General features: G+C 72.5%; 17 protein-coding genes, 1 tRNA gene and 1 riboswitch. Of the genes, 3 read left to right on the top strand and 15 right to left on the bottom strand.

The features are described 5' to 3' along the window. Nucleotides 1-160 precede the first annotated feature (160 nt). From CNX65_RS03210 to metG, 9 genes are all read right to left on the bottom strand, one after another. A complete protein-coding gene (locus CNX65_RS03210; protein ID WP_096491432.1) occupies nucleotides 161-1,933 on the bottom strand; it encodes an ABC-F family ATP-binding cassette domain-containing protein in 1,773 nt (590 codons plus the stop codon). Between the two features lie 18 nt (nucleotides 1,934-1,951). Beyond that, the gene (locus CNX65_RS03205; protein WP_096491431.1) at nucleotides 1,952-2,917 is read right to left on the bottom strand and encodes a 4-(cytidine 5'-diphospho)-2-C-methyl-D-erythritol kinase; all 966 of its coding nucleotides are present in this window, start codon (nucleotides 2,915-2,917) and stop codon (nucleotides 1,952-1,954) included. 103 nt (nucleotides 2,918-3,020) lie between these two features. Next, entirely contained in the window at nucleotides 3,021-3,842 is an 822-nt protein-coding gene (locus CNX65_RS03200) for a MetQ/NlpA family ABC transporter substrate-binding protein (RefSeq protein ID WP_096491430.1), read from the bottom strand. A 63-nt stretch (nucleotides 3,843-3,905) separates the two neighbouring features. Next, nucleotides 3,906-4,589 carry a methionine ABC transporter permease gene (locus tag CNX65_RS03195; protein WP_012783272.1) on the bottom strand — a complete coding sequence of 228 codons (684 nt, stop codon included), beginning with the start codon at nucleotides 4,587-4,589 and terminating at the stop codon, nucleotides 3,906-3,908. Next, entirely contained in the window at nucleotides 4,586-5,587 is a 1,002-nt protein-coding gene (locus CNX65_RS03190; RefSeq protein WP_012783271.1) for a methionine ABC transporter ATP-binding protein, read from the bottom strand. The genes CNX65_RS03195 and CNX65_RS03190 overlap by 4 nt, the downstream gene beginning before the upstream one ends. A gap of 216 nt (nucleotides 5,588-5,803) precedes the next feature. Then, nucleotides 5,804-5,896, bottom strand: a riboswitch (SAM riboswitch). A gap of 87 nt (nucleotides 5,897-5,983) precedes the next feature. Then, nucleotides 5,984-6,880 carry a 16S rRNA (adenine(1518)-N(6)/adenine(1519)-N(6))-dimethyltransferase RsmA gene (rsmA, locus tag CNX65_RS03185; protein ID WP_232519685.1) on the bottom strand — a complete coding sequence of 299 codons (897 nt, stop codon included), beginning with the start codon at nucleotides 6,878-6,880 and terminating at the stop codon, nucleotides 5,984-5,986. 332 nt (nucleotides 6,881-7,212) lie between these two features. Next, the gene (locus CNX65_RS03180; protein ID WP_096491429.1) at nucleotides 7,213-8,637 is read right to left on the bottom strand and encodes a resuscitation-promoting factor; all 1,425 of its coding nucleotides are present in this window, start codon (nucleotides 8,635-8,637) and stop codon (nucleotides 7,213-7,215) included. A 298-nt stretch (nucleotides 8,638-8,935) separates the two neighbouring features. Continuing rightward, entirely contained in the window at nucleotides 8,936-9,760 is an 825-nt protein-coding gene (locus CNX65_RS03175) for a TatD family hydrolase (RefSeq protein ID WP_096491428.1), read from the bottom strand. Beyond that, complete coding sequence (metG, locus tag CNX65_RS03170; RefSeq protein WP_096491427.1) at nucleotides 9,757-11,547, bottom strand: methionine--tRNA ligase; 1,791 nt, start codon at nucleotides 11,545-11,547, stop codon at nucleotides 9,757-9,759. The genes CNX65_RS03175 and metG overlap by 4 nt, the downstream gene beginning before the upstream one ends. 113 nt (nucleotides 11,548-11,660) lie before the next feature. Here metG and CNX65_RS03165 point away from each other — a divergent pair, with 113 nt between their 5' ends. Together CNX65_RS03165 and CNX65_RS03160 are read left to right on the top strand one after the other, a co-directional pair. Next, entirely contained in the window at nucleotides 11,661-12,263 is a 603-nt protein-coding gene (locus CNX65_RS03165) for a hypothetical protein (RefSeq protein WP_232519684.1), read from the top strand. Nucleotides 12,264-12,278: 15 nt separating this feature from the next. Next, a complete protein-coding gene (locus CNX65_RS03160) occupies nucleotides 12,279-12,665 on the top strand; it encodes a hypothetical protein (protein ID WP_218181345.1) in 387 nt (128 codons plus the stop codon). Here CNX65_RS03160 and rsmI read toward each other — a convergent pair. Then, nucleotides 12,652-13,497, bottom strand: coding sequence for a 16S rRNA (cytidine(1402)-2'-O)-methyltransferase (gene rsmI, locus CNX65_RS03155; protein WP_012783262.1), 846 nt, complete (start codon nucleotides 13,495-13,497; stop codon nucleotides 12,652-12,654). The two genes, CNX65_RS03160 and rsmI, sit on opposite strands and share 14 nt — an antisense overlap. Nucleotides 13,498-13,521: 24 nt before the next feature. Here rsmI and CNX65_RS03150 point away from each other — a divergent pair, with 24 nt between their 5' ends. After that, nucleotides 13,522-15,093 (top strand): dolichyl-phosphate-mannose--protein mannosyltransferase, encoded by a 1,572-nt coding sequence (locus tag CNX65_RS03150; RefSeq protein ID WP_096491425.1) that lies wholly within the window; start codon nucleotides 13,522-13,524, stop codon nucleotides 15,091-15,093. A 69-nt stretch (nucleotides 15,094-15,162) separates the two neighbouring features. On the opposite strand, the gene CNX65_RS03145 is transcribed toward CNX65_RS03150, so the two are convergent. From CNX65_RS03145 to CNX65_RS03125, 5 genes are all read right to left on the bottom strand, one after another. Then, nucleotides 15,163-17,301 (bottom strand): serine/threonine-protein kinase, encoded by a 2,139-nt coding sequence (locus CNX65_RS03145; protein WP_096491424.1) that lies wholly within the window; start codon nucleotides 17,299-17,301, stop codon nucleotides 15,163-15,165. A gap of 146 nt (nucleotides 17,302-17,447) precedes the next feature. Beyond that, on the bottom strand, nucleotides 17,448-20,441 hold the full coding sequence (locus tag CNX65_RS03140; RefSeq protein WP_096491423.1) for a UvrD-helicase domain-containing protein: 2,994 nt from the start codon (nucleotides 20,439-20,441) through the stop codon (nucleotides 17,448-17,450). A gap of 240 nt (nucleotides 20,442-20,681) precedes the next feature. Further along, nucleotides 20,682-20,754 (bottom strand) — tRNA-Ala (locus tag CNX65_RS03135). Nucleotides 20,755-20,824: 70 nt separating this feature from the next. Further along, nucleotides 20,825-21,469: a divisome protein SepX/GlpR gene (gene sepX / locus CNX65_RS03130; protein WP_096491422.1), complete on the bottom strand. Its 645-nt coding sequence runs from the start codon at nucleotides 21,467-21,469 to the stop codon at nucleotides 20,825-20,827. A 153-nt stretch (nucleotides 21,470-21,622) separates the two neighbouring features. Further along, a complete protein-coding gene (locus CNX65_RS03125) occupies nucleotides 21,623-22,282 on the bottom strand; it encodes a GNAT family N-acetyltransferase (RefSeq protein ID WP_096491421.1) in 660 nt (219 codons plus the stop codon). Nucleotides 22,283-22,284 lie beyond the last annotated feature (2 nt).

Genomic DNA, 22,284 nt, shown 5'->3' with positions numbered 1-22,284 from the left:
CGGGCCGCAGGACCGGGCTCGCAACGCGGCGGGCCCGGTGGGGACCGGTCCGCCCGCGGCCGTCCCCGGTGGCGCGCGGACCGCGCTGTGGTCGCCGCGTCCCGGCCGCAAGAAAAAAGGGGGCGTGCACCGAAGCGCACGCCCCCACCCCGACCTCGTCCTACTCGGCGGCCTCAGCCGCCTCCATCCACTGCTCCTCGACCTCCGCCGCCTCCGCCAGCACGGCCTTCAGCTCCGCCCCCAGCGCCATCAGCCGCTCCGGGTCGGTCGCCGCCTCGGCCAGGGACGCGTGCAGCCCGGCCTCCTTCTTCTGCAGCGCCTCCAGCCGCCGCTCCAGCCGCGACAGCTCCTTGCGCGCCGCCCGCTGGTCCGCCGCCGACGACGGGGCCTTCACGGTCGCCGCGGCCGTCGGGGCGGCAGCCGCCGCGCTCTGCCGGTCGCGCCGCTGGAGGTACTCCTCGATCCCGCCGACCAGGTCGGTCAGCCCGCCGTCGCCGAACAGCGCCACGACCTTGTCGCACACCCGCTCCACCAGGTACCGGTCGTGCGAGATCACCACCAGCGTGCCCGGCCACGAGTCGAGCAGGTCCTCCAGCTGCTGGAGGGTGTCGATGTCCAGGTCGTTGGTCGGCTCGTCGAGCAGCAGCACGTTCGGCTCGCCCATCAGCAGCCGGGCGAGCTGCAGGCGCCGCCGCTCGCCGCCGGACAGGTCGGCGACCGGGGTCCACTGCCGCTGCGAGGAGAACCCGAACCGCTCGGCCAGCTGCGACGCGGACAGCTCCATCTTCCCCAGCACGATCCGCCGCGCCACCTCCTCGACGGCCTCCAGCACCCGCATCGACCCGTCCAGGTCGTGCAGCTCCTGGCTCAGGTGCGCGAGCTTGACCGTCTGCCCCTCGATCCGCTTCCCGCCGCCGTCCAGCTCCCGCTCGCCCGCGAGCGCCCGCAGCAGCGTGGTCTTCCCGGACCCGTTGACGCCGACGATGCCGATCCGGTCGCCGGGACCCACGCGCCAGGTCAGGTCGCGCACCAGCGTGCGGTCACCGACGGTGAGGGTGGCGTCCTCCAGCTCCACGACCGTGCGCCCCAGCCGCCGCTTGGCGAACGCCATCAGCTCCACGGTGTCGCGCGGCGCGGGCACGTCCGAGATCAGCGCCTCGGCGGCCTCGATGCGGTAGCGCGGCTTGGACGTGCGGGCCGGGGCGCCCCGGCGCAGCCAGGCGAGCTCCTTGCGGGCCAGGTTGCGGCGCTTCTCCTCGGCGGCGTCGGCGAGCCTGCCGCGCTCGGCGCGCGCGTACACCCAGTCCGCGTACCCGCCCTCGTACTGCTCGACGCGCCCGCCGACGACCTCCCAGGTGCGGGAGCAGACCGTGTCCAGGAACCACCGGTCGTGGGTCACCACGACGAGCGCGGTGCGCCGGGACAGCAGGTGCTCGGCCAGCCAGCGCACGCCCTCGACGTCCAGGTGGTTGGTGGGCTCGTCGAGCACCACCAGGTCCAGCTCCTGCACGAGCGCGGCGGCCAGCGCGACGCGGCGCCGCTCGCCGCCGGACATGGTGCCGACCGGCGAGTCCAGCCCGAGGGCGGTGATGCCGAGGCCGTCGAGCACGGACCGCACGCGCGGGTCGGCGGCCCACTCGTGCTCGGCGGCGAAGTTCAGCGGCGCGATCACGGCGTCGCGCACGGTGGAGCCCTCGGCGAGCGTGGTGCGCTGGGTGACCACGGCCATCCGCAGCCCCCGGTTCTGGCTGACCCGCCCGTCGTCGGGCTCGGCGATGCCCGCCAGCACCTCCAGCAGGGTGGTCTTGCCGCCGCCGTTGAGGCCGACGACGCCGATCCGGTCCCCCTCGCCCACGCCCAGGGACACCCCGTCGAGCAGCGGACGCACACCGAACGACTTGGAGACGTTCTCCAAGTTGACCAAGTTGGCCATCAACTCACCTTTAAGTAGTTAAGCGTGGACCTCGGGCGGCGTGGGGCGAGGTGACTCCTCGGCCCCGACCACCCGCGCGCCGGGCACCGGCCCCTGGGCTACGCGCACCGTGCGGCACACGCCCGCCCCCGCCAGCTCCGCCGCCACCCGCACCGCCGTGTCGCCGTCCTCGCACAGGAACGCGCAGGTCGGCCCGGACCCGGACACCATGCCCGCCAGCGCCCCCGCGTTGACCCCGGCGCGCAGCGTGCGCCGCAGGTTGGGCCGCAGCGACACGGCGGCGGCCTGCAGGTCGTTGCCCAGCAGCAGCGCGAGCTGGCGCGGGTCGCCGGAGGACAGGCCCTCCAGGACGGCCTCGGCCTCGCCCACGCGCGGCGGGTTGCCCTCGGCGCGCAGCCGGTCCAGCTCGCGGAACACCTCGGGCGTGGACAGCCCCTGCTTGTCGAACGCCAGCACCCAGTGGAACGGGTGCTTGCCGAGCACGGGCACGAGCCGGTCGCCCCGGTCGGTGCCGAGCGCGGTGCCGCCGTAGAGCGCGAACGGCACGTCGGCGCCGATCCGCCCGGCCAGCTCGGCCAGCTCGTCGCGGGTGGTGTCGAGCTTCCACAGGGCGGCCAGCGCGACGAGGGTGGCCGCGGCGTCGGCGGAGCCGCCCGCCATGCCGCCCGCGACCGGGATGGCCTTGCGGATGCTGACCCTGACCTTGACGTCCTCGGGGTCCCGGCCGGTGTGCTCGGCCAGCACCCGGACGGCCTTCCAGGCGAGGTTGGACGGATCGGTGGGCACCGACTCCGCCCCCTCCCCGCGCACCTCGACCCCTGGGTCGTCGGAGGCGCCGACGGTGACCTCGTCGGTCAGCGACAGCGCCTGGAAGATCGTGACGAGGTCGTGGTACCCGTCGTCGCGGAGGTCGCCCACGGCCAGGTGCAGGTTGACCTTGGCCGGGACGCGGACGGTGACCGGAGGTGGGACTACGGCGAGCACAGGTGAAGCCTACGGGCGCGACGGGGGTGCGCGCTGCCGCCCCGCGCGCGGAACGCCCCTCACCCGTGCGGGCGAGGGGCGTTCCGGTGCTGGTCAGCGCGCGTCAGACGGGCAGGACGGCGCCGTTGAAGGTCTTGGTGATGTAGTCCTTCACGTCCTGCGACTGGAGCAGCTCGGCCAGGTCCTTGATCCGCTTGTCGTCCTTGAGCTCGGCGCGGGTGACCAGGCCGTTGGCGTTCGGGTTGCCCTCGGCCTTCTCCAGCACCAGGGCGTCGTCGGCGGGCTTGAGGCCCGCGTCGATGGCGTAGTTGCCGTTGATCACGGCGGCGTCGACGTCCGCGAGCGAGCGGGGCAGCTGGGCCGCCTCCAGGGTGACGAACTCCAGCTTCTTCGGGTTGTCCTCGACGTCCTGGACGGTCGCGGTGTCCTCGGTGCCCGCCTTGACCTTGATCAGGCCGTTGGCCTGGAGCAGCTTGAGGCCGCGGGTCTCGTTGGTGGCGTCGTTGGCGACGGCGACCTTGGCGCCCTCGGGCAGGTCGGCGAGCGCCTTGTGCTTCTGGGAGTAGACGCCCAGCGGCTCGATGTGCACGCCCGCGATCCACGCCAGGTCCTCGCCGCTGGAGGCCTTGAAGGTGTCCAGGTAGGGCACGGTCTGGAAGTAGTTGGCGTCCAGCGAGCCGTCGACCAGCGCCGTGTTGGGCTGGACGTAGTCGGTGAACTCCACGACCTCGATCTTCAGGCCCTTGGCCGAGGCGAGGTTGTCGGCGACGTAGCGCAGGACCTCGGCGTGCGGGACGGGGCTGACGCCGACCTTCAGCGGGGCGCCGGGGTCGGCCGACGCACCGCCACCGGCGCTGTCGCCGCTGCCGCAGGCGGTCGCCGAGGCGGCCAGCAGCAGCGTGAGGAGGGCAGCACGAATACGCATGGGGTGTTCCTTCGGTGTGGTGGTGCGGGTGTGGAAGAGGTGTGCGAGAGCCCTCAGGGTGGCTCAGATGGACGCGTGGCGCCTGCGGTCGAGACCTCGGGCCAGGCGGTTGAAGCCGAACTGGATGACCGTGGCGACCACCGCGAGCACCGCGACCGTGGACCACAGGACCCGGTCGTCGAAGCGCTGGTAGCCCAGGCGCACGGCCAGGTCGCCGAGCCCGCCGCCGCCGAGCACGCCCGCCATGGCGGAGTACCCGAGCAGGGCGATCGCGGTCACGCCGATGGCGTTGACCAGCGCGGGCAGCGACTCGCGCAGCAGCACGCTGCGCACGATCCGCAGGGTGCTCGCCCCGGTGGTCACGGCCGCTTCCACGATCGTGACGTGCACCTCGGAGAGCACGTTCTGCACGAGCCGCGCCACGAACGGGATGGCGCCCACCGACAGCGGCACGATCGCCGCCGTCGGGCCGATGGACTGGCCGATCAGGGTCCTGGTCAGCGAGGTCAGCAGGACCAGCAGCACCAGGAACGGCATGGCGCGGCCGAGGTCGACCACGAAGCCGAGGACCTTGTGGAGCAGTGGCCGGGGGTGCAGCCCACCGGGTGCGGTGAGCTGCAGCCAGACTCCGACCGGCACGCCGAGCACGGTGGCGATCAGCGTGGACACGGCCACCATGTACAACGTCTCGCCCGTTGCCGTGACGAGGTAGTCGAACACGGTCGACCAGGGTGTTGCCTTCCTCACGCAGCTACTCCCTGAGGTCCCTTGGCGGCGCGGCGCACGGAGCCGCCCGCCTCGGAGATCCACTCCAGCGCCGAGTCGGCGCGCTCACCGTTGAGGCCGACGCGGAAGCGCGCGACCGGGGTCTCACCGAGCCGGGTCATGCCGCCGCCCAGCAGGTTCAGCTCGACGCCGAACCGGGCGGTGACCTCCGGGAGCAGGGCGCCGACCGCGGCGAAGCCGACGAGGACGACGTCGGCGGTGCGGTCGTAGCCGTGCTCGGCTCCGGGGTTCTGGGTGACCGAGGGCAGCAGCGAGGACGCGGTGCGGCTGCTCGCGTCGGCCACCAGGTCGAGGACCTTGCCGTTCTCCACGACCCGGCCGTCCTCCAGGACCGCGACGTCGTCGCAGATCTTCCGGACGACGCCCATGTCGTGGGTGACGATCAGGACGGTGACGCCCAGCTCGGCGCGCGCCCGGTCGAGCACGGTCAGCACGGAGCCGGTGGTCTCGGGGTCGAGCGCGGAGGTGGGCTCGTCGGCCAGCAGCACGGACGGGCTGGCCGCGAGGGCGCGGGCGACCGCGACGCGCTGGCGCTGGCCGCCGGAGAGCTGGTCGGGGTAGGAGGCGGCCTTGTCGGTGAGGCCGACCAGGTCGAGCAGCTCGCCGACGCGGGCGCGGCGCTGCGGGCCGGGGACGCCCGCGGCCTCCAGCGGGAGCGCGACGTTGCCCGCGGCGGTGCGCTGGCGCAGCAGCGAGTCGCCCTGGGGGACGACGCCGATCTGCCTGCGGGCCGCCCGCAGGGCTGTGCCGCCGAGCGAGACGAGGTCGGTGCCGTCGACGCGGATGGCGCCGCTGTCGGGGCGCTCCAGGAGCGCGACGCAGCGGGCGAGCGTGGACTTGCCCGCGCCGGAGGGGCCGACGACGCCGATGACGGTGCCCGCGGCGACCTCGAGGTTCACGCCGTCGAGGGCGCGGGTGCCGCCGGGGAAGGACTTGGTGAGGTTCTCGACAGTGATCACGTTTTCGCTCCACGACTGCGTGCGGCGGCGCACGCTCGTGGCGTGGGCGACCGGGGACCAGTTCAGGGTGTGGTTGTCCCGCTGCTGGAGAGAGGGGACGACGAAGTGCCTGGGGGGATGCGCTCTAGACGAGGCAGGTGCGACAGGCGGTCGCCGTGCGGCGGCCGTGGTCGACTACTCGCCTGCGCGTGAGCATTCGCATCGTGGGCACGTGATCCTCCATCGACCCTGGCGGAAGCACCTGCCCCCTTGGGAGGGTGGTTGCTGCGGCGTCGTGGAGCCAGGTCTCTCGGCCGCTCGGGATGGCAGGAACGAGTAGACCCGATGAAACGCGCCTGACGCAAGCCTGTAAGAGGATCGTTCGTCAGATCACACTGTCGGCCGAAAGATCAACGGTCAGTGACCGGTCGAGACCTCGGCTATCCGGACGAAGTCGGTGACGGCCAGCTGCTCGCCCCTGGCGGACGGGTCGACGCCCGCGGCGACGAGCCTGCGCTCGGCCTCGGCGGCGGAGCCCGCCCAGCCGGACAGGGCGGCGCGCAGGGTCTTGCGGCGCTGCGCGAAAGCGGCGTCGACCAGCGGGAACAGCACCTCGCGCGGCACGTCGGACAGCGGGGTGTCGCGGCGGGTGAAGCCGACCAGCGCGGAGTCCACGTTGGGCACGGGCCAGAACACCGAGCGCCCGACGGGGCCGGCGCGGCGGGCGTCGGCGTACCAGGCGAGCTTGACGCTGGGCACCCCGTAGACCTTGGAGCCGGGGCCCGCGGCCATCCGGTCGGCGACTTCGGACTGCACCATCACCAGACCGGTGCGCAGCGACGGCAGCTCGGCGAGCAGGTGCAGCACGACGGGCACGGCGACGTTGTACGGCAGGTTCGCGACGAGCGCGGTCGGCGCGTGCGGGAGCTGCGCGGCGGTGACGCGCATGGCGTCGGCGGTGACCACCGACAGGTTCGCCGCGAGCGACGGGGCGCGCTCGGCGGCGGTCGTCGGGAGGCGCGCGGCGAGCACCGGGTCGATCTCGACGGCGACCAGGCTCGCGCAGGCCGGGAGCAGGGCGAGGGTGAGCGAGCCGAGGCCGGGGCCGACCTCCAGCACCACGTCGTCGGGGCGCAGGTTCGCGGCGGCGACGATCTTGCGGACGGTGTTGGGGTCGTGCACGAAGTTCTGGCCGAGCTTCTTGGTCGGCCGGACGTCCAGCTCGGCGGCGAGCCTGCGCACGTCCGCCGGGCCCAGCAGCGCCGATGCCGCGCCGGGGTCGCTCTGCGGGGTGCCGGTGGGGGCTTCGCTCACCGGGCCATTGTCCACGATCGCGCGGGGTGCTCGGTCCCCGGTGACGCCGAAGGCCCCCGCGCCGGTCGCGCGGGAGCCTTCGGTAAACCTTCGGCCCCGTCCTGTGAAGCGGAGCGGTGACCGCACAGGAGGCGCTTTTCCTCCTGGGCGGTCAGGCCTCCGCTTCTAGAAATGTCACAGTGAAGCGGAGCGGTGACCGCACAGGAGGCGCTTTCCCTCCTGGGCGGTCAGGCCTCCGCTTCTAGAAATGTCACAGTGAAGCGGAGCGGTGACCGCACAGGAGGCGCTTTTCCTCCTGGGCGGTCAGGCCTCCGCTTCCAGGAATGTCACAGTCACAGACCGAGCTTGGAGCTGCAGCCCGGCCACGCCGAGTAGCTGCCGCCCCGGCCGTCGCGGAGCTTGGTCGCGATGGCGATCTGCTGCTCGCGGGTGGCCTGGTGCGGGTACGCGGCGTACGCGCTGCCGCCGTAGGCGTCCCAGGTGCTCTTGTTGAACTGGAGGCCGCCGTAGTAGCCGTTGCCGGTGTTGATGGCCCAGTTGCCGCCCGCCTCGCACTGCGCGAGCTTGTCCCACACGGCGCCGTCCGGCGGCAGCTTGGTGCCGACCTTGACCTTCTTGGCCTTGGGCTCCTTGGTGACCTTGACGCCGAGCTTCTCCCGGCCGGTCTCCTTGCCGTTCTTGACCGTGACGCGGTAGGTGACGATCTGCTCGCCCGCCTCGCCGGCCTCGACGGTCTCCTTGGTGCCCTTCATCATGTTCGCGTCGGTGATCTCCTCGACCGGCGGCGCGATGGCCTCGGTCGCGTTGATCACGGACACCCCGGTGCGGCTGATGTGGATCTCCGCGCCGTTGCTGATGCGCAGGTCCAGCGCCGACTCGACCCGGTCGTCGGGGCCGAGGGTGAGGTTCTCGGTGTCCAGGAGCTCCTGGACGGTGAGCGCGGTGGTCTGGAGCTGGCGGGGCTCGTTCGCGCCGTCGAAGACGGTGACCGCCTTGAGGCTCTTGACCTCCAGCGACATGCCCTCCAGGGGCACGTCGGCGTCGCGGGCGGCGGAGAACCAGGAGCCCTCGCCCGCCTGGACGCCGAGCTGGTCGAGCGCCTCGGCGACGTTGACGGAGCGGACCCAGCCCTCGCGCTGCTCGCCGTCGACGGTGACCTTGACCTGGCGGCCCCGGTCGAGGCTGATCTTGCCGCCGTCGCCGACCTTGGCCTGCGGGGAGGGGCTGAGGGCGTCGTGCTCGCCGATCGTGATGCCCTCGTCGGCGAGGATCTCGCCGACGGTGGACTCGTACGTGCGGACGGTGTGGGCCTGGCCGTCGACGTCGACGGTGACCGACTTGTCCATGGCGATGGCGGTGGCGCCGCCGCCGGAGATGGTGACCAGCACGGTGGCGACCGCGGCCTTGAGGAAGCGGCGCTTCCACTTCCCGGCGGCCTCGACCAGGGCGGCGGGCGGGGCGTCGGGCTCCTCGGCCGCGAGCGCGCCCGGAACGCGGTCCTGGGAGACCTCGTCGGGGATGATGATCGGCGGGAGGAGGGTGGTCTCCGCGTTGATCAGGCGGATGAGCTCGTCGACGTCGACGTCAGCGTCGGCCAGCACCTGGTCGGCCTGCGGGCCCAGGGCCTCCATCACGTCTTCCGGCGTGATCGAGAAGACCGCGGTGTCCCACTCCTCGAACGGCCGGTCCACGACGGCGACCGCGGTGTCGGGTCTGACCGGGGTGAACCAGTCGGTGTCCTGGTTGAACGTCGTCACGGGTGTCCATACCTCCTGAAGGCGCAAAGCACGGGCTCCGCGCGCGGGCTGCCAGTGGTCAGCTGGTGATCCGCCGACAGCTCCTTCGTTCGCTCGGTTCCGACTTCTCGCTCCTGGTGCCGGTTCCCGCCCCGACAACGGGTCCGGTGCCCCCGTCGCGCAAGAGGGGCACGGTCACGGGACCGTAACGGGTGGGCGGGGGTTCTGCAAACACCCCCATTCCGGATTGTGTGTCGCATCACACCCATAGGGGAGCAACCCCGTCACCCATTGGCAGCAGTAACCACTAAGAGTGGTTTCAGACCCCTATTCCGAAAACGTGTTCGGCGGTTTGAGTGACCTCATTGGCGAGGGTGATCAATTCCACGTGACGCAGAGTCGCAAGCTCGCGCAGCGTGTAGTTGACGCAGTAGGGCTCGTTCGGCCGTCCCCTGAAGGGGTGCGGGGTGAGGAACGGCGCGTCCGTCTCCACGAGCAGCTGCCCCGAGGGCACCCAGGCCGCCGCCTCGCGCAGCGCCGAGGAGTTGCGGAAGGTCACCGGCCCCGCGAAGGACAGGACGAACCCGCGCGCGACGCACGCGCGCGCGAACTCCAGGTCGCCGGAGAAGCAGTGGAACACCACCTTCTCCGGGGCGCCCTCGGCGTCCAGCGCGGCCAGGACGTCGGCGTGCGCGTCCCGGTCGTGGATCATCAGCGGCTTGCCGACCCGCTTGGCCAGCTCGATGTGCCAGCGGAACGCCTCCTGCTGGGCGTCGCGCGGCGCGTAGTCCCAGTAGTAGTCCAGGCCCGTCTCGCCGACCGCGACCACGCGCGGCCGGGCGGCCAGCTCAGCCAGCTCGGCCCGGTCCGCGTCGGAGAAGTCGGACGTGCGGGTCGGGTGCAGCGCCACCGCCGCGTAGACCCGGTCGTCCCAGGTGGCCGCCTCGGCGGCCCAGCGGGCGGCGGCGAGGTCGTCGGCGACCGTGACGACGCGGCTCACGCCCGCCGCCCCGGCCCGGTCCAGCATCGCCCGGACGTCCTCGGCGGTCTTCGCGCCGCAGGCGTCCAGGTGGGTGTGGGCGTCGACCACCGGCGCCGGAAGGGTCTCCGGCGCCGGCGGTCGCTCCCCGCGACGTGGGGTCACTTGACGATCGGGGCCCACTCGGGACCGGTCTCGCCCAGCTCCGGGTCGAGCTTCGCGAACAGCGGGGCGGGCTTGGCCAGCGGGCGGCCCACCTCGATCGGGGTGGACTCCCAGCGGGCCTGCTCGGACGCGTAGTCGCCGGTCAGCACCGGGTACTCGCGCTCGGGCACGTCCAGGTCGGTCACCTCGGTGATCTGCGGCTGCGCCGCCCACACGCCCGTGCCGCCCAGCAGCTCGTGCACCTTCTGCGCGGAGTGCGGCAGGAACGGCGTGAGCAGCGTGTTGGCGTCCTGCACGACCTGCAGGGCGGTGTGCAGCACGGTGTCGCGGCGCGCCGGGTCGTCCTTGAGCTTCCACGGCTCCTGGTCGGACAGGTAGCGGTTGGCCGCGCCGACCACCCGCATCGCCTCCGAGGAGGCCGCCTTGAAGCGCGAGCGGCGCAGGTTCTCGCCCACCACGCCGAACGCCCGGCGGGAGGTCTCCAGCAGCTCGTGGTCGGCCGCCGTGGGCGCGGTCGGCGCAGGCACCGCGCCGACGTTCTTGTGCGCCATGGAGATGGAGCGGTTGACCAGGTTGCCCCACTCGTTCGCCAGCTCGAAGTTCGTGCGCCGCACGAACTCCTCCCAGGTGAAGTCGGTGTCCTGGTTCTCCGGGCCCGCGGACGCGATGAAGTAGCGCAGCGCGTCCGGGCCGAAGTCGCGCAGGAAGTCCGTCACGTAGATGACGGTCCCGCGCGAGGTGGAGAACTTGGAGCCGCTCATGGTGAGGAACTCGCTGGAGACGACCTCGGTCGGCAGGTTCAGCTTCCCGAACGAGCCGGGCTCGCCACCGCCCGCGCCCTCGCCGTTGTTGCCCAGGAGCAGCGACGGCCAGATGAGCGAGTGGAAGACGATGTTGTCCTTGCCCATGAAGTAGTAGGCCTGGGCGTCACCGGTCCAGAACTCGCGCCACGCGTCCGGGTTCCCGCTGCGGCGCGCCCACTCGACGGACGCCGAGAAGTAGCCGATGACCGCGTCGAACCAGACGTAGAACCGCTTCATGGACTGGTCGCGCCAGCCGTCGAGCGGGATCGGGATGCCCCAGTCCAGGTCGCGGGTGATCGCGCGCGGGCGGAGGTCGCCGATGAGGTTCTGGCTGAACTTGAGCACGTTCGGCCGCCACTCGGAGCGGGTCTGGAGCCAGGTGCCGAGCGAGTCGATGAACTGCGGCAGGTCCAGGTAGAGGTGCTCGGTCTCGACGAACTTCGGGGTCTCGCCGTTGATCCGCGACTTCGGGTTCTTGAGGTCGACCGGGTCGAGCTGGTTGCCGCAGTTGTCGCACTGGTCGCCGCGGGCGCCGTCGTAGCCGCAGATCGGGCAGGTGCCCTCGATGTAGCGGTCGGGCAGCGTGCGGCCGGTGGAGGGGCTGATGGCGCCCTTGCCGGTCTTGGCCACCACGTAGCCGTTGCGCCACATCGCCAGGAACAGCTCCTGGGTGACGTTGTAGTGGTTGCCGGTGGTGGTGCGGGTGAACAGGTCGTAGGACAGCCCGAGCCCCTGCAGGTCCTCGGCGATGACGCGGTTGTACTTGTCGGCGAGCGCGCGGACGGACAGCCCCTCCTTCTCCGCCTGGACGGAGATGGGCGTCCCGTGCTCGTCGGTGCCGCTGACCATGAGCACCCGGTGGCCCGACATGCGCATGTAGCGGGAGAACACGTCGGAGGGGACACCGAAGCCGGAAACGTGACCGATGTGGCGTGGGCCGTTCGCATAGGGCCACGCCACCGCGGTCAGCACGGAGGCACTCATGCGACCAGCCTACGGAGTTGCCCCCAGCGGTTTTCGACGGGCCGGGGCGGTTAATCCGAAGGGTTTGCGACGGAGGGTGGGATAGTGGTGACTTGCTGTCATCACTGGGTGATGTGGCGGATGCTGTCCGCCGCGTCTTCAACATCGCGAAGCAGGCGCGAACACCCCTGCACGAGGCCGCTGACCTGCTGGAGGAGACCACCGAGGCTCTCACCGCCGTGCTGATCGGCTCGTCGAACCCGGAGGCTTCCCAACTGCTGGGAACCTTCGCGCACTGCCACCGGGTGGCGGAAGCGCTGACCGACCGGCTCGACGAGGCCGAGGAGCACTTGGAGTCGTACCTGGAAAACCTCCTGGGCGATGGCGACGGCGTGCCGCTGTGGCGGTTGCCGGTGGGGAGGTTCGCGGGCGAGGACGTGCGCGGTCACGTCGAGACAGGGGGAACCGGCATCGGTCGCGGCGCTCGCGGCAGCAAGAAGGAGCCGGTGCGCGAGGTGCGCTCCACCGAGGAGCTGGAAGCCGTGTTCCGGGCGTTGGTCAGGGGCGGACAACGTGTTCGCCAGGCCCGCTACCGGGGGTTGTTCTACCAACTGCCGGACGGCACGACGATCGGTTACCGGGTCAAGTCGTCCAGCGCCCCGGAACCGACCATCGACCTGAAGAAGCCCGACAAGACGGGCTTGAAGATCCACGTCAACGCGAAGGGCTGGGACTGACCAGTGGATTCCGACATGCGCGAGCGCGCCATCGAGGCGACGAACGACGACTACGTCTACTTCGCCGAGTTCCTGGGCATGGTCGTCCGGTCGACGGGGAAGACCGACGACGCGGAGGTCATGCGCATCGCGCTCGACGCCGTCACCGAGCTGATCCTCGAAGGCGCCGTCGTCCCCGGCGACCTCGGCTGGGCGGACGAGGACTTCGCCCCGTGGCCGCTCACCCCGGAGGAGGCCGTCGCCCGCATCGAGCGGGAGGCGGCCGAGTACCTGCGCACGGGCGCCGAGGTGCACATGGGCGACATCTGCTGGTTCGACCTCCCCGCCCGCATCGCCGAGCGCGAGGCCGCCAAGCGCGCCGCCGCAGGCGACTCCCCCGCCACCCCCGTCAAGGACGACTGACCGCAGCGTCGTACAGCGCCTTCTTGCTCACCCCCGCCGCCTCCGCCACCGCCGCCGCCGCGGCCTTCATCCGCTCCCCGCCCGCCACGAGCTCCAGCACCCGCTCCACCAGCACCTCCAGCGACGGCGCCTCCACCGGCGCCGCCCCCTCCAGCACCACGGTGATCTCCCCCCGCACCCCCTCCTCGGCCCACGCGGCCAGCTCCGCCAGCCCGCCCCGCCGCACCTCCTCGTACGTCTTCGTCAGCTCCCGGCACACCGCCGCCCGCCGCTCCCCGCCCAGCACCTCGGCCGCGTCCGCGAGCGTCGCGGCCAGCCGGTGCGGGGACTCGAAGAACACGCACGTGCGCTGCTCCGCCGCCAGCCCGGCGAACCACCGCTGCCGCTCCCCCTGTTTGCGCGGCGGGAAGCCCTCGAAGCAGAAGCGGTCCGACGGCAGGCCCGACACCGCCAGCGCGGTGGTCACCGCGGACGGCCCCGGCACGCACGTCACGGTGATGTCCTCGGCCACGCACGCCGCCGTGATTCGGAATCCCGGATCGGAGACGCTCGGCATCCCGGCGTCCGTCACGAGCACCACGGTCGCGCCGCCGCGCAGCGACTCCAGCAGGCCGGGCAGCCTGCTCGTCTCGACCTGGTCGTAGAAGCTGACCACCCGTCCGGGCGGTGTGACGCCGAGCGCGGCGACCAGGGACCGCAGCCTCCTGGTGTCCTCGGCGGCGATGACGTCGGCGGTGCGCAGCGCTTCCACCAGCTTGGGGGACGCGTCGCGGATGTCACCGAGGGGCGTGGCGGCGAGGACGAGCCTGCCTGATCCGGATACGGGGCTCACGCCGCTCACCCTACGATCGGGGCCGTGACCCTGAGCGCACCGCAGTCCGCAGACGACGTGGTGAACGTCGGCGAGCTCCCGCCGACCTCCCCCCCGCCGGGTGGCGACCGCCGGGAGCGGGCCCGGATGCTCGACCCCGGACCGCAGGGCGACCGCCTGCGCGGCTGGCTGGTCGCGCTCTCGCTGGCGCTGGTCGGCGGGGTGACCCGGTTCTGGAACCTGGGGTTCCCGACCGACAAGGGCACCCCGATCTTCGACGAGAAGCACTACGTGCCGCAGGCCTCGCAGGTGCTGCGCAACGGCGGCTACGAGGACAACCCCGGCTACGAGCTGGTGGTGCACCCGCCGCTGGGCAAGCAGCTGATCGCGATCGGCGAGTGGCTGTTCGGCTACGACGGCTTCGGCTGGCGGTTCTCCTCGGCCGTCGCGGGCACGCTCATGGTGCTGATGGTCGTGCGGATCGCCCGCAGGCTCACCCGCTCCGACCTGCTGGCGGCGATCGCGGGCGTGCTGCTGATCGCCGACGGCGTGAGCCACGTGCAGTCCCGCATGGGGATGCTGGACATCTTCATGGCGCTGTTCGTGCTGGCCGCGTTCGGCTGCCTGGTGGCGGACCGCGAGCAGGTGCGGAGGCGGCTCGGCGAGGCGGTGGCTGGCGGGTGGGCGGCCCACTCGCCGTTCGGGCCGACGCTCGGCTTCCGCTGGTGGCGGTTCGGCGCGGGCGTGTCGCTGGGCCTGGCGTGCTCGATCAAGTGGTCGGGCCTGTGGTTCATCATGGCGTTCGGCCTGATGTCGGTGTTCTGGTGCGTGGGCGCGCGCCGCGCGGCCGGGGTGCGCAGGCCGTGGGTGGGCGCGATCGTGCGGGACGTGCTGCCGTCGCTGTTCGCGCTGGTCGGCGTGGCGCTGCTGGTGTACCTGTCGACGTGGTGGGCGTGGTTCGGCAGCGAGACCGCCATCGACCGGCACGTGGTGGGCGGCAAGGTCACCGGCGACAGCTGGGTGCCGGACCCGCTGCGCGCGCTCTGGTACTACAGCAGCAACGTGCTGGAGTTCCACACGAACCTGGTGACGTCGGAGACGAACAAGCACCCGTGGGAGTCGAAGCCGTGGACGTGGCCGATGGGGCTGCGGCCGATGCTCTACTACTTCGAGGGCGCGGTGCAGGGCTGCGGGCAGAGCAGCTGCGTCGGCGCGATCATGCTGATCGGCACGCCCGCGATGTGGTGGCTGGCGTTCCCGGTGCTGGCCTGGTCGCTGTGGAAGGCGATCGCCAAGCTGGACTGGCGCTACGCGGCCGTCCTGGTCGGCTACGGCGCCGGTTTCCTGCCGTGGTTCACGAACGTGGACCGGCAGATGTACTTCTTCTACGTGACCCCGATGGCGCCGTTCCTGGTGCTGGGCATCGTGCTGTGCCTGGGCGACGTCCTCGGCTCCGCCCGCGCGGGCGTGGAGCGGCGGGGCACCGGGCTGCTGGTGGTGTCGCTGTACGTGGGGCTGGTCGTGGCGAACTTCGTGTGGCTGTGGCCGATCCTCAACGGGAACCCGATCACCCCGGAGATCTGGGACGCCCAGCGCTGGCTCCCCAGCTGGCGCTAGCGGCCCCCGAACGGGCGGAAGCCCCCGGCCACCCCTGGTGACCGGGGGCTTCCCCGTTCTCGGACCGCCTCAGCGCACCGGCCGGGTCGGCGGGTCCGGCTTGCTGATCATCTGCGTCACCGGGCCCTCCTTGCTCACGCCCGCCCGCATCAACCACGCCCCCAGCTCGGACCGGATCGCCGCGAGCGTCGGCCGCCGGGCCGGGTCGGCGTCCAGCGCGGCCGTCAGCAGCCGCAGGTGGGTGCTCTGGTGCGGCAGCTTCACGCACGGCTCGCCCTGCGCCGCCGCCATCAGCGACGAGATCGGGTTCTCCCGCGTGCCGCGCGGCGGCTGCCCGGTCAGCGCGTAGCTGACCGTCGCGGCGAGCTGCCAGGCGTCGGAGGCGGGCGTGGCCGCGTCGCCGCGCGCGGTCTCCGGCGCGAGGAAGTCCGGCGTGCCGACCATCATCCCGGTCGCGGTGAGCGTGCTGTCGCCCTTGGACCGCGCGATGCCGAAGTCGATCAGGTGCGCCGCGCCCTCGCTGTCGACGATCACGTTGGACGGCTTCACGTCGCGGTGCAGCACGCCCTTCTCGTGCGCGGCGGCCAGCGCGTCGGCCATGTTGATCCACAGCCGGGCGGCGAGCACGTCGGTGAGGAACCCGTCGTTCTGCACGACGTCGGACAGCGCCTGGCCGTCGATGTACTCCATGACGATCGCCAGGCCGTCCGGGTCCTGCACGATGTCGAACACGCGCACGCAGTTCGGGTGCCGCAGCGCGGCGAGCGCGCGGGCCTCCCGCAGCATCCGCTGCTCGGTGTCGTTGTCCGGGGCGTGCGCGAGCTTGACCGCGACCGTCCGGTCGAGCTGGGTGTCGACGGCCAGCCACACCGTGCCGAACCCGCCGCTGCCGAGCTGCTTGACCCGCCGGAACCGCCCGCTGGCCGGGTTCCACACCTTGCCCTTCTGCGGGGCTGCGGGCATGGACGCGCTCGCCGCGCCCGCGCCGAACGGCAGCGGGCCCGGCGTGTCGGCGAGCCGCGCGGGCCCGTCGAGGCGCGCCTGGTCGACGGCGGTCGGCTCGTCGGTCGCCCACAGCGGCAGCGGCTCGACGCGGGTCGGGTTCGGGCCCTGGGCGCCGGGCGCGACGGGCCTGGGGCCCGACTGGTCGGCGAAGGGCGGCGGTCCGACGCGGGTCGCGTTGGGCCCGCTGACCTGGCCCAGGTCGGCGACGCGCGTCGGCGGGTACTGCCTGGCCTGCGCGGACGGCTGCTGGGCCTGCTGCGGGGTGAACGCCGAGGACTGCTGCCCCGCCGGGTGCTGGGTGGCCTGCTGCCGCTGCGGCACCGCCGCGTAGGGCGCGGGCTGGTAGGGCGGGGGCTTCTGGTGCGGCCCCGAGCTCTCCGACCCGGCGGGCTGGTACGGCGGCGGCGAGTGCTGCGCCGGGTGCTGCGCCGGGTGCTGCGCGGACTGCGACGCGCTCGGGGGCAGCGCGGCGTTCTTGCGCTCGGCGGGTGGCTGGTGCGCCGGGGTCCGGGAGACCTGCGGCTGCGGGGGCGCGGAGTTGCCGCGATCACGGCCTGGGCGGTTCAGCATGGCCGTAGTCAACCCGAAAATCCGCACCACGATTGACCCGATCAGCGCAACGGGGAAGAACCCCGCGTACAGGTGGGCCATCAGCGCCACGGGCAGTGCCGAGGTGGCCACGAGCAGCACCGCGAACGGCACCCAGAACACCTTGCGCGGCCAGCTCGGGCCGAGCCGGAACGTCGAACCGGCCTGGAGCATCACGAACAGCAGGCACAGCAGCGCGAGCACCGCGGCGGTCCCGCCCGCGATGACGTACATCAGGTTGCCGTCCGTGAAGGACTTGGCGATCGACGGCCCGTCGAGCAGGTACTCCTGCTGCGTGAACGCGCCGCAGGGCCGCTCGTCGAGGGTCCCGGAACCGGGCAGCGCGCGGCTGCCGAGCAGCTTGACCGTCGCGGAGAACATCACCCACGGCAGAACCAGCGTGCTGGTCACGCCGAGCACGGCGAACAGGCCGCCGGTCACCGGGCCGTACGAGTTGCCCACGACCCGCCGGATCACGATCGCCAGCAGCGAGGCGATCGTCGGCAGCGTCCCGATCAGCGCGCCGAAGGCCGTGGTGGTCAACGCCCAGTCACCGGGGCACAGCTCGACGGACCAGCCGTGCAGCCACAGCAGCACTGACTTGGCCAGATCCACGCCTCACCACCCACCCCTTCTAGTCGACTCCCAGGGTACGGGTGGGGGCCGCCCGCCCACGGGCACGTCCGCCGCCCCGTCCCGGCGCGTCGCGCGCCACCCGCGCGTGCGGGCGCGACCGGCCGGTCGCCGGGTGCGGGCGCGGCCTAGAACAGGCTGAACTGCGTCTCCTTCTTCTTCCGGGCCTGCCGCGCGTCCCCGACCTGCTCGAACACGCCGTCGAGCTGGTTGAGGAACGGCGACCGGGGTCGCCCGGACGAGTGGCTGAGGAACAGGTGCCGCTGGGCGCGGGTCATGCCGACGAACAGCAGCCGCCGCTCCTCCGCGACCTCGTCCGGCGCCGGGTCGGCACCCGGCCAGCGCAGCGGCAGCAGCCCGTCCTCGCAGCCCACGACGAACACCACCGGGAACTCCAGCCCCTTGGACGCGTGCAGCGTGAGCAGCGAGATCCGGTCCGCCCTCGGGTCCCAGGTGTCGACCTCCACGCCCAGCGCCAGCTCCGAGTGGAACCGCTCGAAGTCGGCCCCGCAGTCCCCGGCCAGCGGCTTGAGCAGCTCGTAGGCCGTGTGGTCCTCGCCCGCGACCGCGCGCACCCGGTCCAGCACCGTCTTCCCGGCGGCGAACCGCAGCTCCCGCACGATCCGCTCCACGCCGGGCCGGTCGGCGAGCCGGTCGTGCGAGCGCTTCTGGAACGGCATCCCGGACGCGGTCAGCGCGTCGACGACGGCCCGCGACTGCCGGTCGGTGCGGTAGAGCACGGCGAAGTCGGAGAACCCGAGGTCCCGCGCCCCGTCCGAGTCGACCCGGCCGCTGTCGAAGGCGTGGAACGTGGCCCCGCCGAGGAGCTGCTCGACGGTCCGCGACACGAACACCGCCTCGGCCTGCTCGCTGGCGGCGTGGTGCACGCCGATCAGGGCGTCGCCGTGCTCGCCGAACGGCCGCAGCTCCCGGCCGGGCACCAGCGTGGTCGGCGCGACCACCTGGAGCGCGCCGGTGACGACGGGCGCGCTGGAGCGGTAGTTGCGGGTGAGGTGGGCGGTGCGGGCGGCCGGGAAGTCCTCGCGGAACCGCAGGAAGAACCCGACGTCCGCGCCCCGGAACCGGTAGATCGCCTGGTCGGGGTCGCCGATGGCGGTGAGGTTGCCGTCCGCCGGGGCGAGCAGCCGCAGCAGCCGGTACTGCTGCTCGTCGACGTCCTGGTACTCGTCGACGGACACCCACCGCCACCGGTCGCGGTAGGCGGCGGCGAGGTCGGCGTCGCCCTCCAGCAGGGCCAGCGGCAGGGTGATCAGGTCGTCGAAGTCGACCAGGTCCTGGGCGCGCAGGGCGTCCTTGTAGGCGGGGTGCGCGGTGGCGAGGAGCTCCTTGGCGGCCTTCTCGTCGGCGGCGACCGAGAGCGCGACGGCGAGCTGCTGGTCGGGGTCGGCGATGCCGAAGGAGCGGCTGAGCCCGACCCGGTCGTGCTGCTCGCGCAGCACCAGCACGCCGAGGGCGTGGAAGGTGGTGATCGTCATCGCGGGCGCGTGCGCGGGGGCGAGCGCGGCCATGCGCTCGGTCATCTCCTCGGCGGCGCGGCGGGTGAACGTGATCGCCAGGCACTGCTCGGGGGGCACGCCGCGCTCCACGACCAGGTGGGCGAGGCGGTGGGTGAGCGTGCGGGTCTTGCCGGTGCCGGGCCCGGCGATGATCAGCAGCGGCCCGCCCTCGACGCCCGCGGCGGCCCGCTGGTCGGGGTCGAGCCCGGCGAGCAGGCCGGCGCCGGGGGCGGGCGCGGTCGGGGCGGCGGGTTCGGCGGCGGGCGCCGCCTCGGGCGCCGGGGCGCGGCGGGCCTTGGGCTTCGCGGCCTCGGGCTCGGCGACCAGGTCCTCGAACAGCGCGGGCGCGGCGACCCGCTTGGCCAGTTCGCCCGGCTGGAACAGCTTGATCACGCCGTACTCGCCGTCGTACCCGGCGTCCCGCACCACCTCGCCGCGCCGCAGCCGGGTGATCGCCTCGCCGAGCAGCTCGGAGTGGCCGGACAGGTCGGCGAGCGGGGTGTCCTGGAGGATGCGCAGCTCGGGCCCGAACGCGGCGGTGAGCTTGTCGACCTCGGCGAGGACCTTCTTGCTCTTCGGTCCGGTGCCCAGGAGCTCGCTGACGATCTCGGGCAGCGGCACGAGGCTGGTGAAGCCCGCGGCCCCGTCGGGCCGGAACCCCTCGGGCCGGTCGGCGAGCTCCTCGACGCGGCTGAGCACGCCCACCGTCAGCGGCTTGCCGCACTCCGGGCACACCCCCCGGTGCGCGCGGGTCTCGGCGGGCTCCATGCGCACGTCGCACTTGCGGTGCCCGTCGACGTGGTACTTGCCCTCCTCGGGGAAGAACTCCAGCGTCCCGGCGTGCCCGACGCCGGTCTCCAGCGCCCGGCGCACCGCGAAGTAGTCGAGCTCGGTGTCGAAGACGGTGGCCTCGCGGCCGAGCATGGGCGGCGAGTGCGCGTCGGAGTTGCTGACCAGCCGGTACTTGTCGAGGCCGGAGACGCGCCAGTTCATCCCTGGGTCGCTGGACAGCCCGGTCTCCACGGCGAACACGTGGTCGGCGAGGTCGGCGTAGCAGTCCTCGACCGCGTCGAACCCGGACTTGGACCCGAGCACGGCGAACCAGGGCGTCCACAGGTGCGCGGGCACGAGGTAGCCGCCGCACTCCAGGGTGATCTCCAGCAGGTCGCGCGAGTCCAGCCCGAGGATGGGCCGCCCGTCGGACCCGAGGTTGCCGATCTTCCCGAGGCGCCGGTTGAACTCGGCGGCGGAGTCGAGGTCGGGCAGGTAGACGAGGTGGTGCACCTTGCGGGTGCGGTCGCCGCGCTTGTAGATGGTGGAGATCTCGACGGAGAGCGCGAACCTGACGGGGGCGCTCGCGAGACTGGGCGGCAACCTCCGGTCGATCTCCCGGTCGAGGTCGTCGCGCAACCGGAAGAGTCCGGGCTCGGCGTCGACGAGGTTCTCGCGGAGGTGGTCGTACCAGGCGGGGTGGGTGAAGTCCCCGGTGCCGACGAGGGTGATCCCCTTGCGCCTCGCCCACCAGGTCAGGTGCTCGAGATCGCAATCCCGGCTGCACGCCCGCGAGTACTTCGAGTGGATGTGGAGATCGGCCACGAAGCGCACCGGGCACACCTTAGTGGTGGAGCGCCCCTTGGTGGTGGAGCACCGGAGGGACGTCCCCCTGGGCGCTCCCAGCGGAAGAGCGCCGAGCCGCCGGCTGGACGCGCCCGGAACAACAGTGATCGAGATCACCGGGGCGCGCAGGGAAGTGCCAGGATCTCGGGACTTCCCGAAAAACAAAGAACGGGACCTGGCGCTTGGCCAGGTCCCGTTCTCGGGAAATTCGTGCGTGTGGTTCTGCTGTGGAGCTGAGGGGAATCGAACCCCTGACCTACTCGATGCGAACGAGTCGCGCTACCAACTGCGCTACAGCCCCGTGTTCAGTTCTTCGTCGTCGTGCAGGAGAACTATAGCAGTACTCCGGGGGGTGGTTTCACCACCCCCCTCTACTCCCCCGCCGCACGCCGGTACCGCAGGTCACCGGGCCCGTCGAGCTCCAGGAACACCGGGTCCTCGTCGTCCGCGTCCACCACGACCGCCCCCGGCGCCACCGGCTGCTGCTCGTGCCGGGGCGCGGGCACGTCGCGCACCGCCCCGCCCTCGTCCTCCACCGGCTCCTCGCGGCGCGCCGACCGCCGCCGGGACGCCAACCGCGCCTGACGGCGCGCCCTGACGTCCTCCTCGATCCGCACCTGGCGGCGCAGGTACGTCAGGTAGCCGACGAGCGCCACGTCCACGGCCCCGTGCGCCCACCACAGCACCGGGAGCACGAAACCCGCCACGACGGCGGTCACGGCCGCCAGCAGCAGCAGGACCGCGACGACCCTGCGCCGGAACGCGTACTTGGCCTGGGCGACGATCGCGGCGGTCTCCGGGTCGTAACCGCCCCGCCCCGGCCGGTAGGCGCGCTGCGGGAGCTCGTCCTCGTAGTCGTCGTCGTACTCGTCGTCCAGCTCGTACTCGTGCTCGGGCATGGGGTCGTACTCCTCTTCCATGCTGTTCCGCGCGTCGGCCCGCTTGCGGACCACCATGGGCACGAGGACGACCAGCCAGGCCACCCCCAGCCCGACGACGATCAGCGAACTCGGCATCCCCGTTCACCTCCCCCTGACAGCGCGTAGTGCAGACGCCACGCTAGCCACAACAGTCACACCTGTCTCGGAGGCTCGCCGACCGGGAGAGGTACGCGGGTGTGGTCCAGAACCCACCTTCGGCGGATCAAGTTGACCCGTTCGGCGGGCCCGTCACGATGTTCGGACGTACCCCTGCGCCTCCATTCGGCGGACCAGCCCCTCGGGGGACGCCTCCTCCGCCGTCATGGCGAAACACAGGTGGTCACGCCACTGCCCGGCCACGTCGAGGTACCGCTCGAACAACCCCTCGCGGCGGAACCCGGCCTTCGCCAGCACCCGCGCGCTGGCCGCGTTCTCGGGGCGGACGGTGGCCTCCAACCGGTGCAGCCCGGCGTACCCGAAGGTGTGATCCACCACAAGGGCGAGCGCGGCCGTCGCGACCCCGCCGCCCGCCCGGTCGGCGGCCACCCAGTAGCCGACCCACGCCGAGCGCAGCGCCCCGCGCACGATGTTCCCGACCGTGATCTGCCCGGCCAGCTCGCCGTCCACGGTGATCACGAACGGCAGCGCCTGGCCGCGCCTGGCCAGCCCCTTGAGCGCCGACCACTGCGCGGGCCAGGCGAGCGGCGAGTTCCGCTCGTGCCACCCCTCGACGGCGGTCGGCTCCCAGGCCTCCAGGTGGTCGCGGTCGCGCAGCCTGGTGCGGCCCCACGCCGACGCGTCCAGCAGCCTCGGCGGGCGCAGCTCCACGACCCCGGCCGCCACCCGCAGCGGTCCCAGCCGCACGGGCCAACCGGGGTGCCGTCCGCCCTCCCACGCCAGCGGTGCGATCT

It is taken from the genome of Actinosynnema pretiosum, from assembly GCF_002354875.1.
In the GTDB taxonomy this organism is placed as follows: Bacteria; Actinomycetota; Actinomycetes; order Mycobacteriales; family Pseudonocardiaceae; genus Actinosynnema; species Actinosynnema auranticum.
The sequence above is the reverse complement of the archived record's forward strand: the minus strand, read 5'-3'. Positions and strand labels throughout refer to the sequence as shown.

Coding starts and splice junctions, on each gene's coding strand:
- sepX (WP_096491422.1), bottom strand. CDS start 21,469: ATGCCGAGTTCGCTGATCGTCGTCGGGCTGGGGGTGGCCTGGCTGGTC.
- CNX65_RS03200 (WP_096491430.1), bottom strand. CDS start 3,842: ATGCGTATTCGTGCTGCCCTCCTCACGCTGCTGCTGGCCGCCTCGGCG.
- CNX65_RS03160 (WP_218181345.1), top strand. CDS start 12,279: ATGCGCGAGCGCGCCATCGAGGCGACGAACGACGACTACGTCTACTTC.
- CNX65_RS03210 (WP_096491432.1), bottom strand. CDS start 1,933: ATGGCCAACTTGGTCAACTTGGAGAACGTCTCCAAGTCGTTCGGTGTG.
- metG (WP_096491427.1), bottom strand. CDS start 11,547: ATGAGTGCCTCCGTGCTGACCGCGGTGGCGTGGCCCTATGCGAACGGC.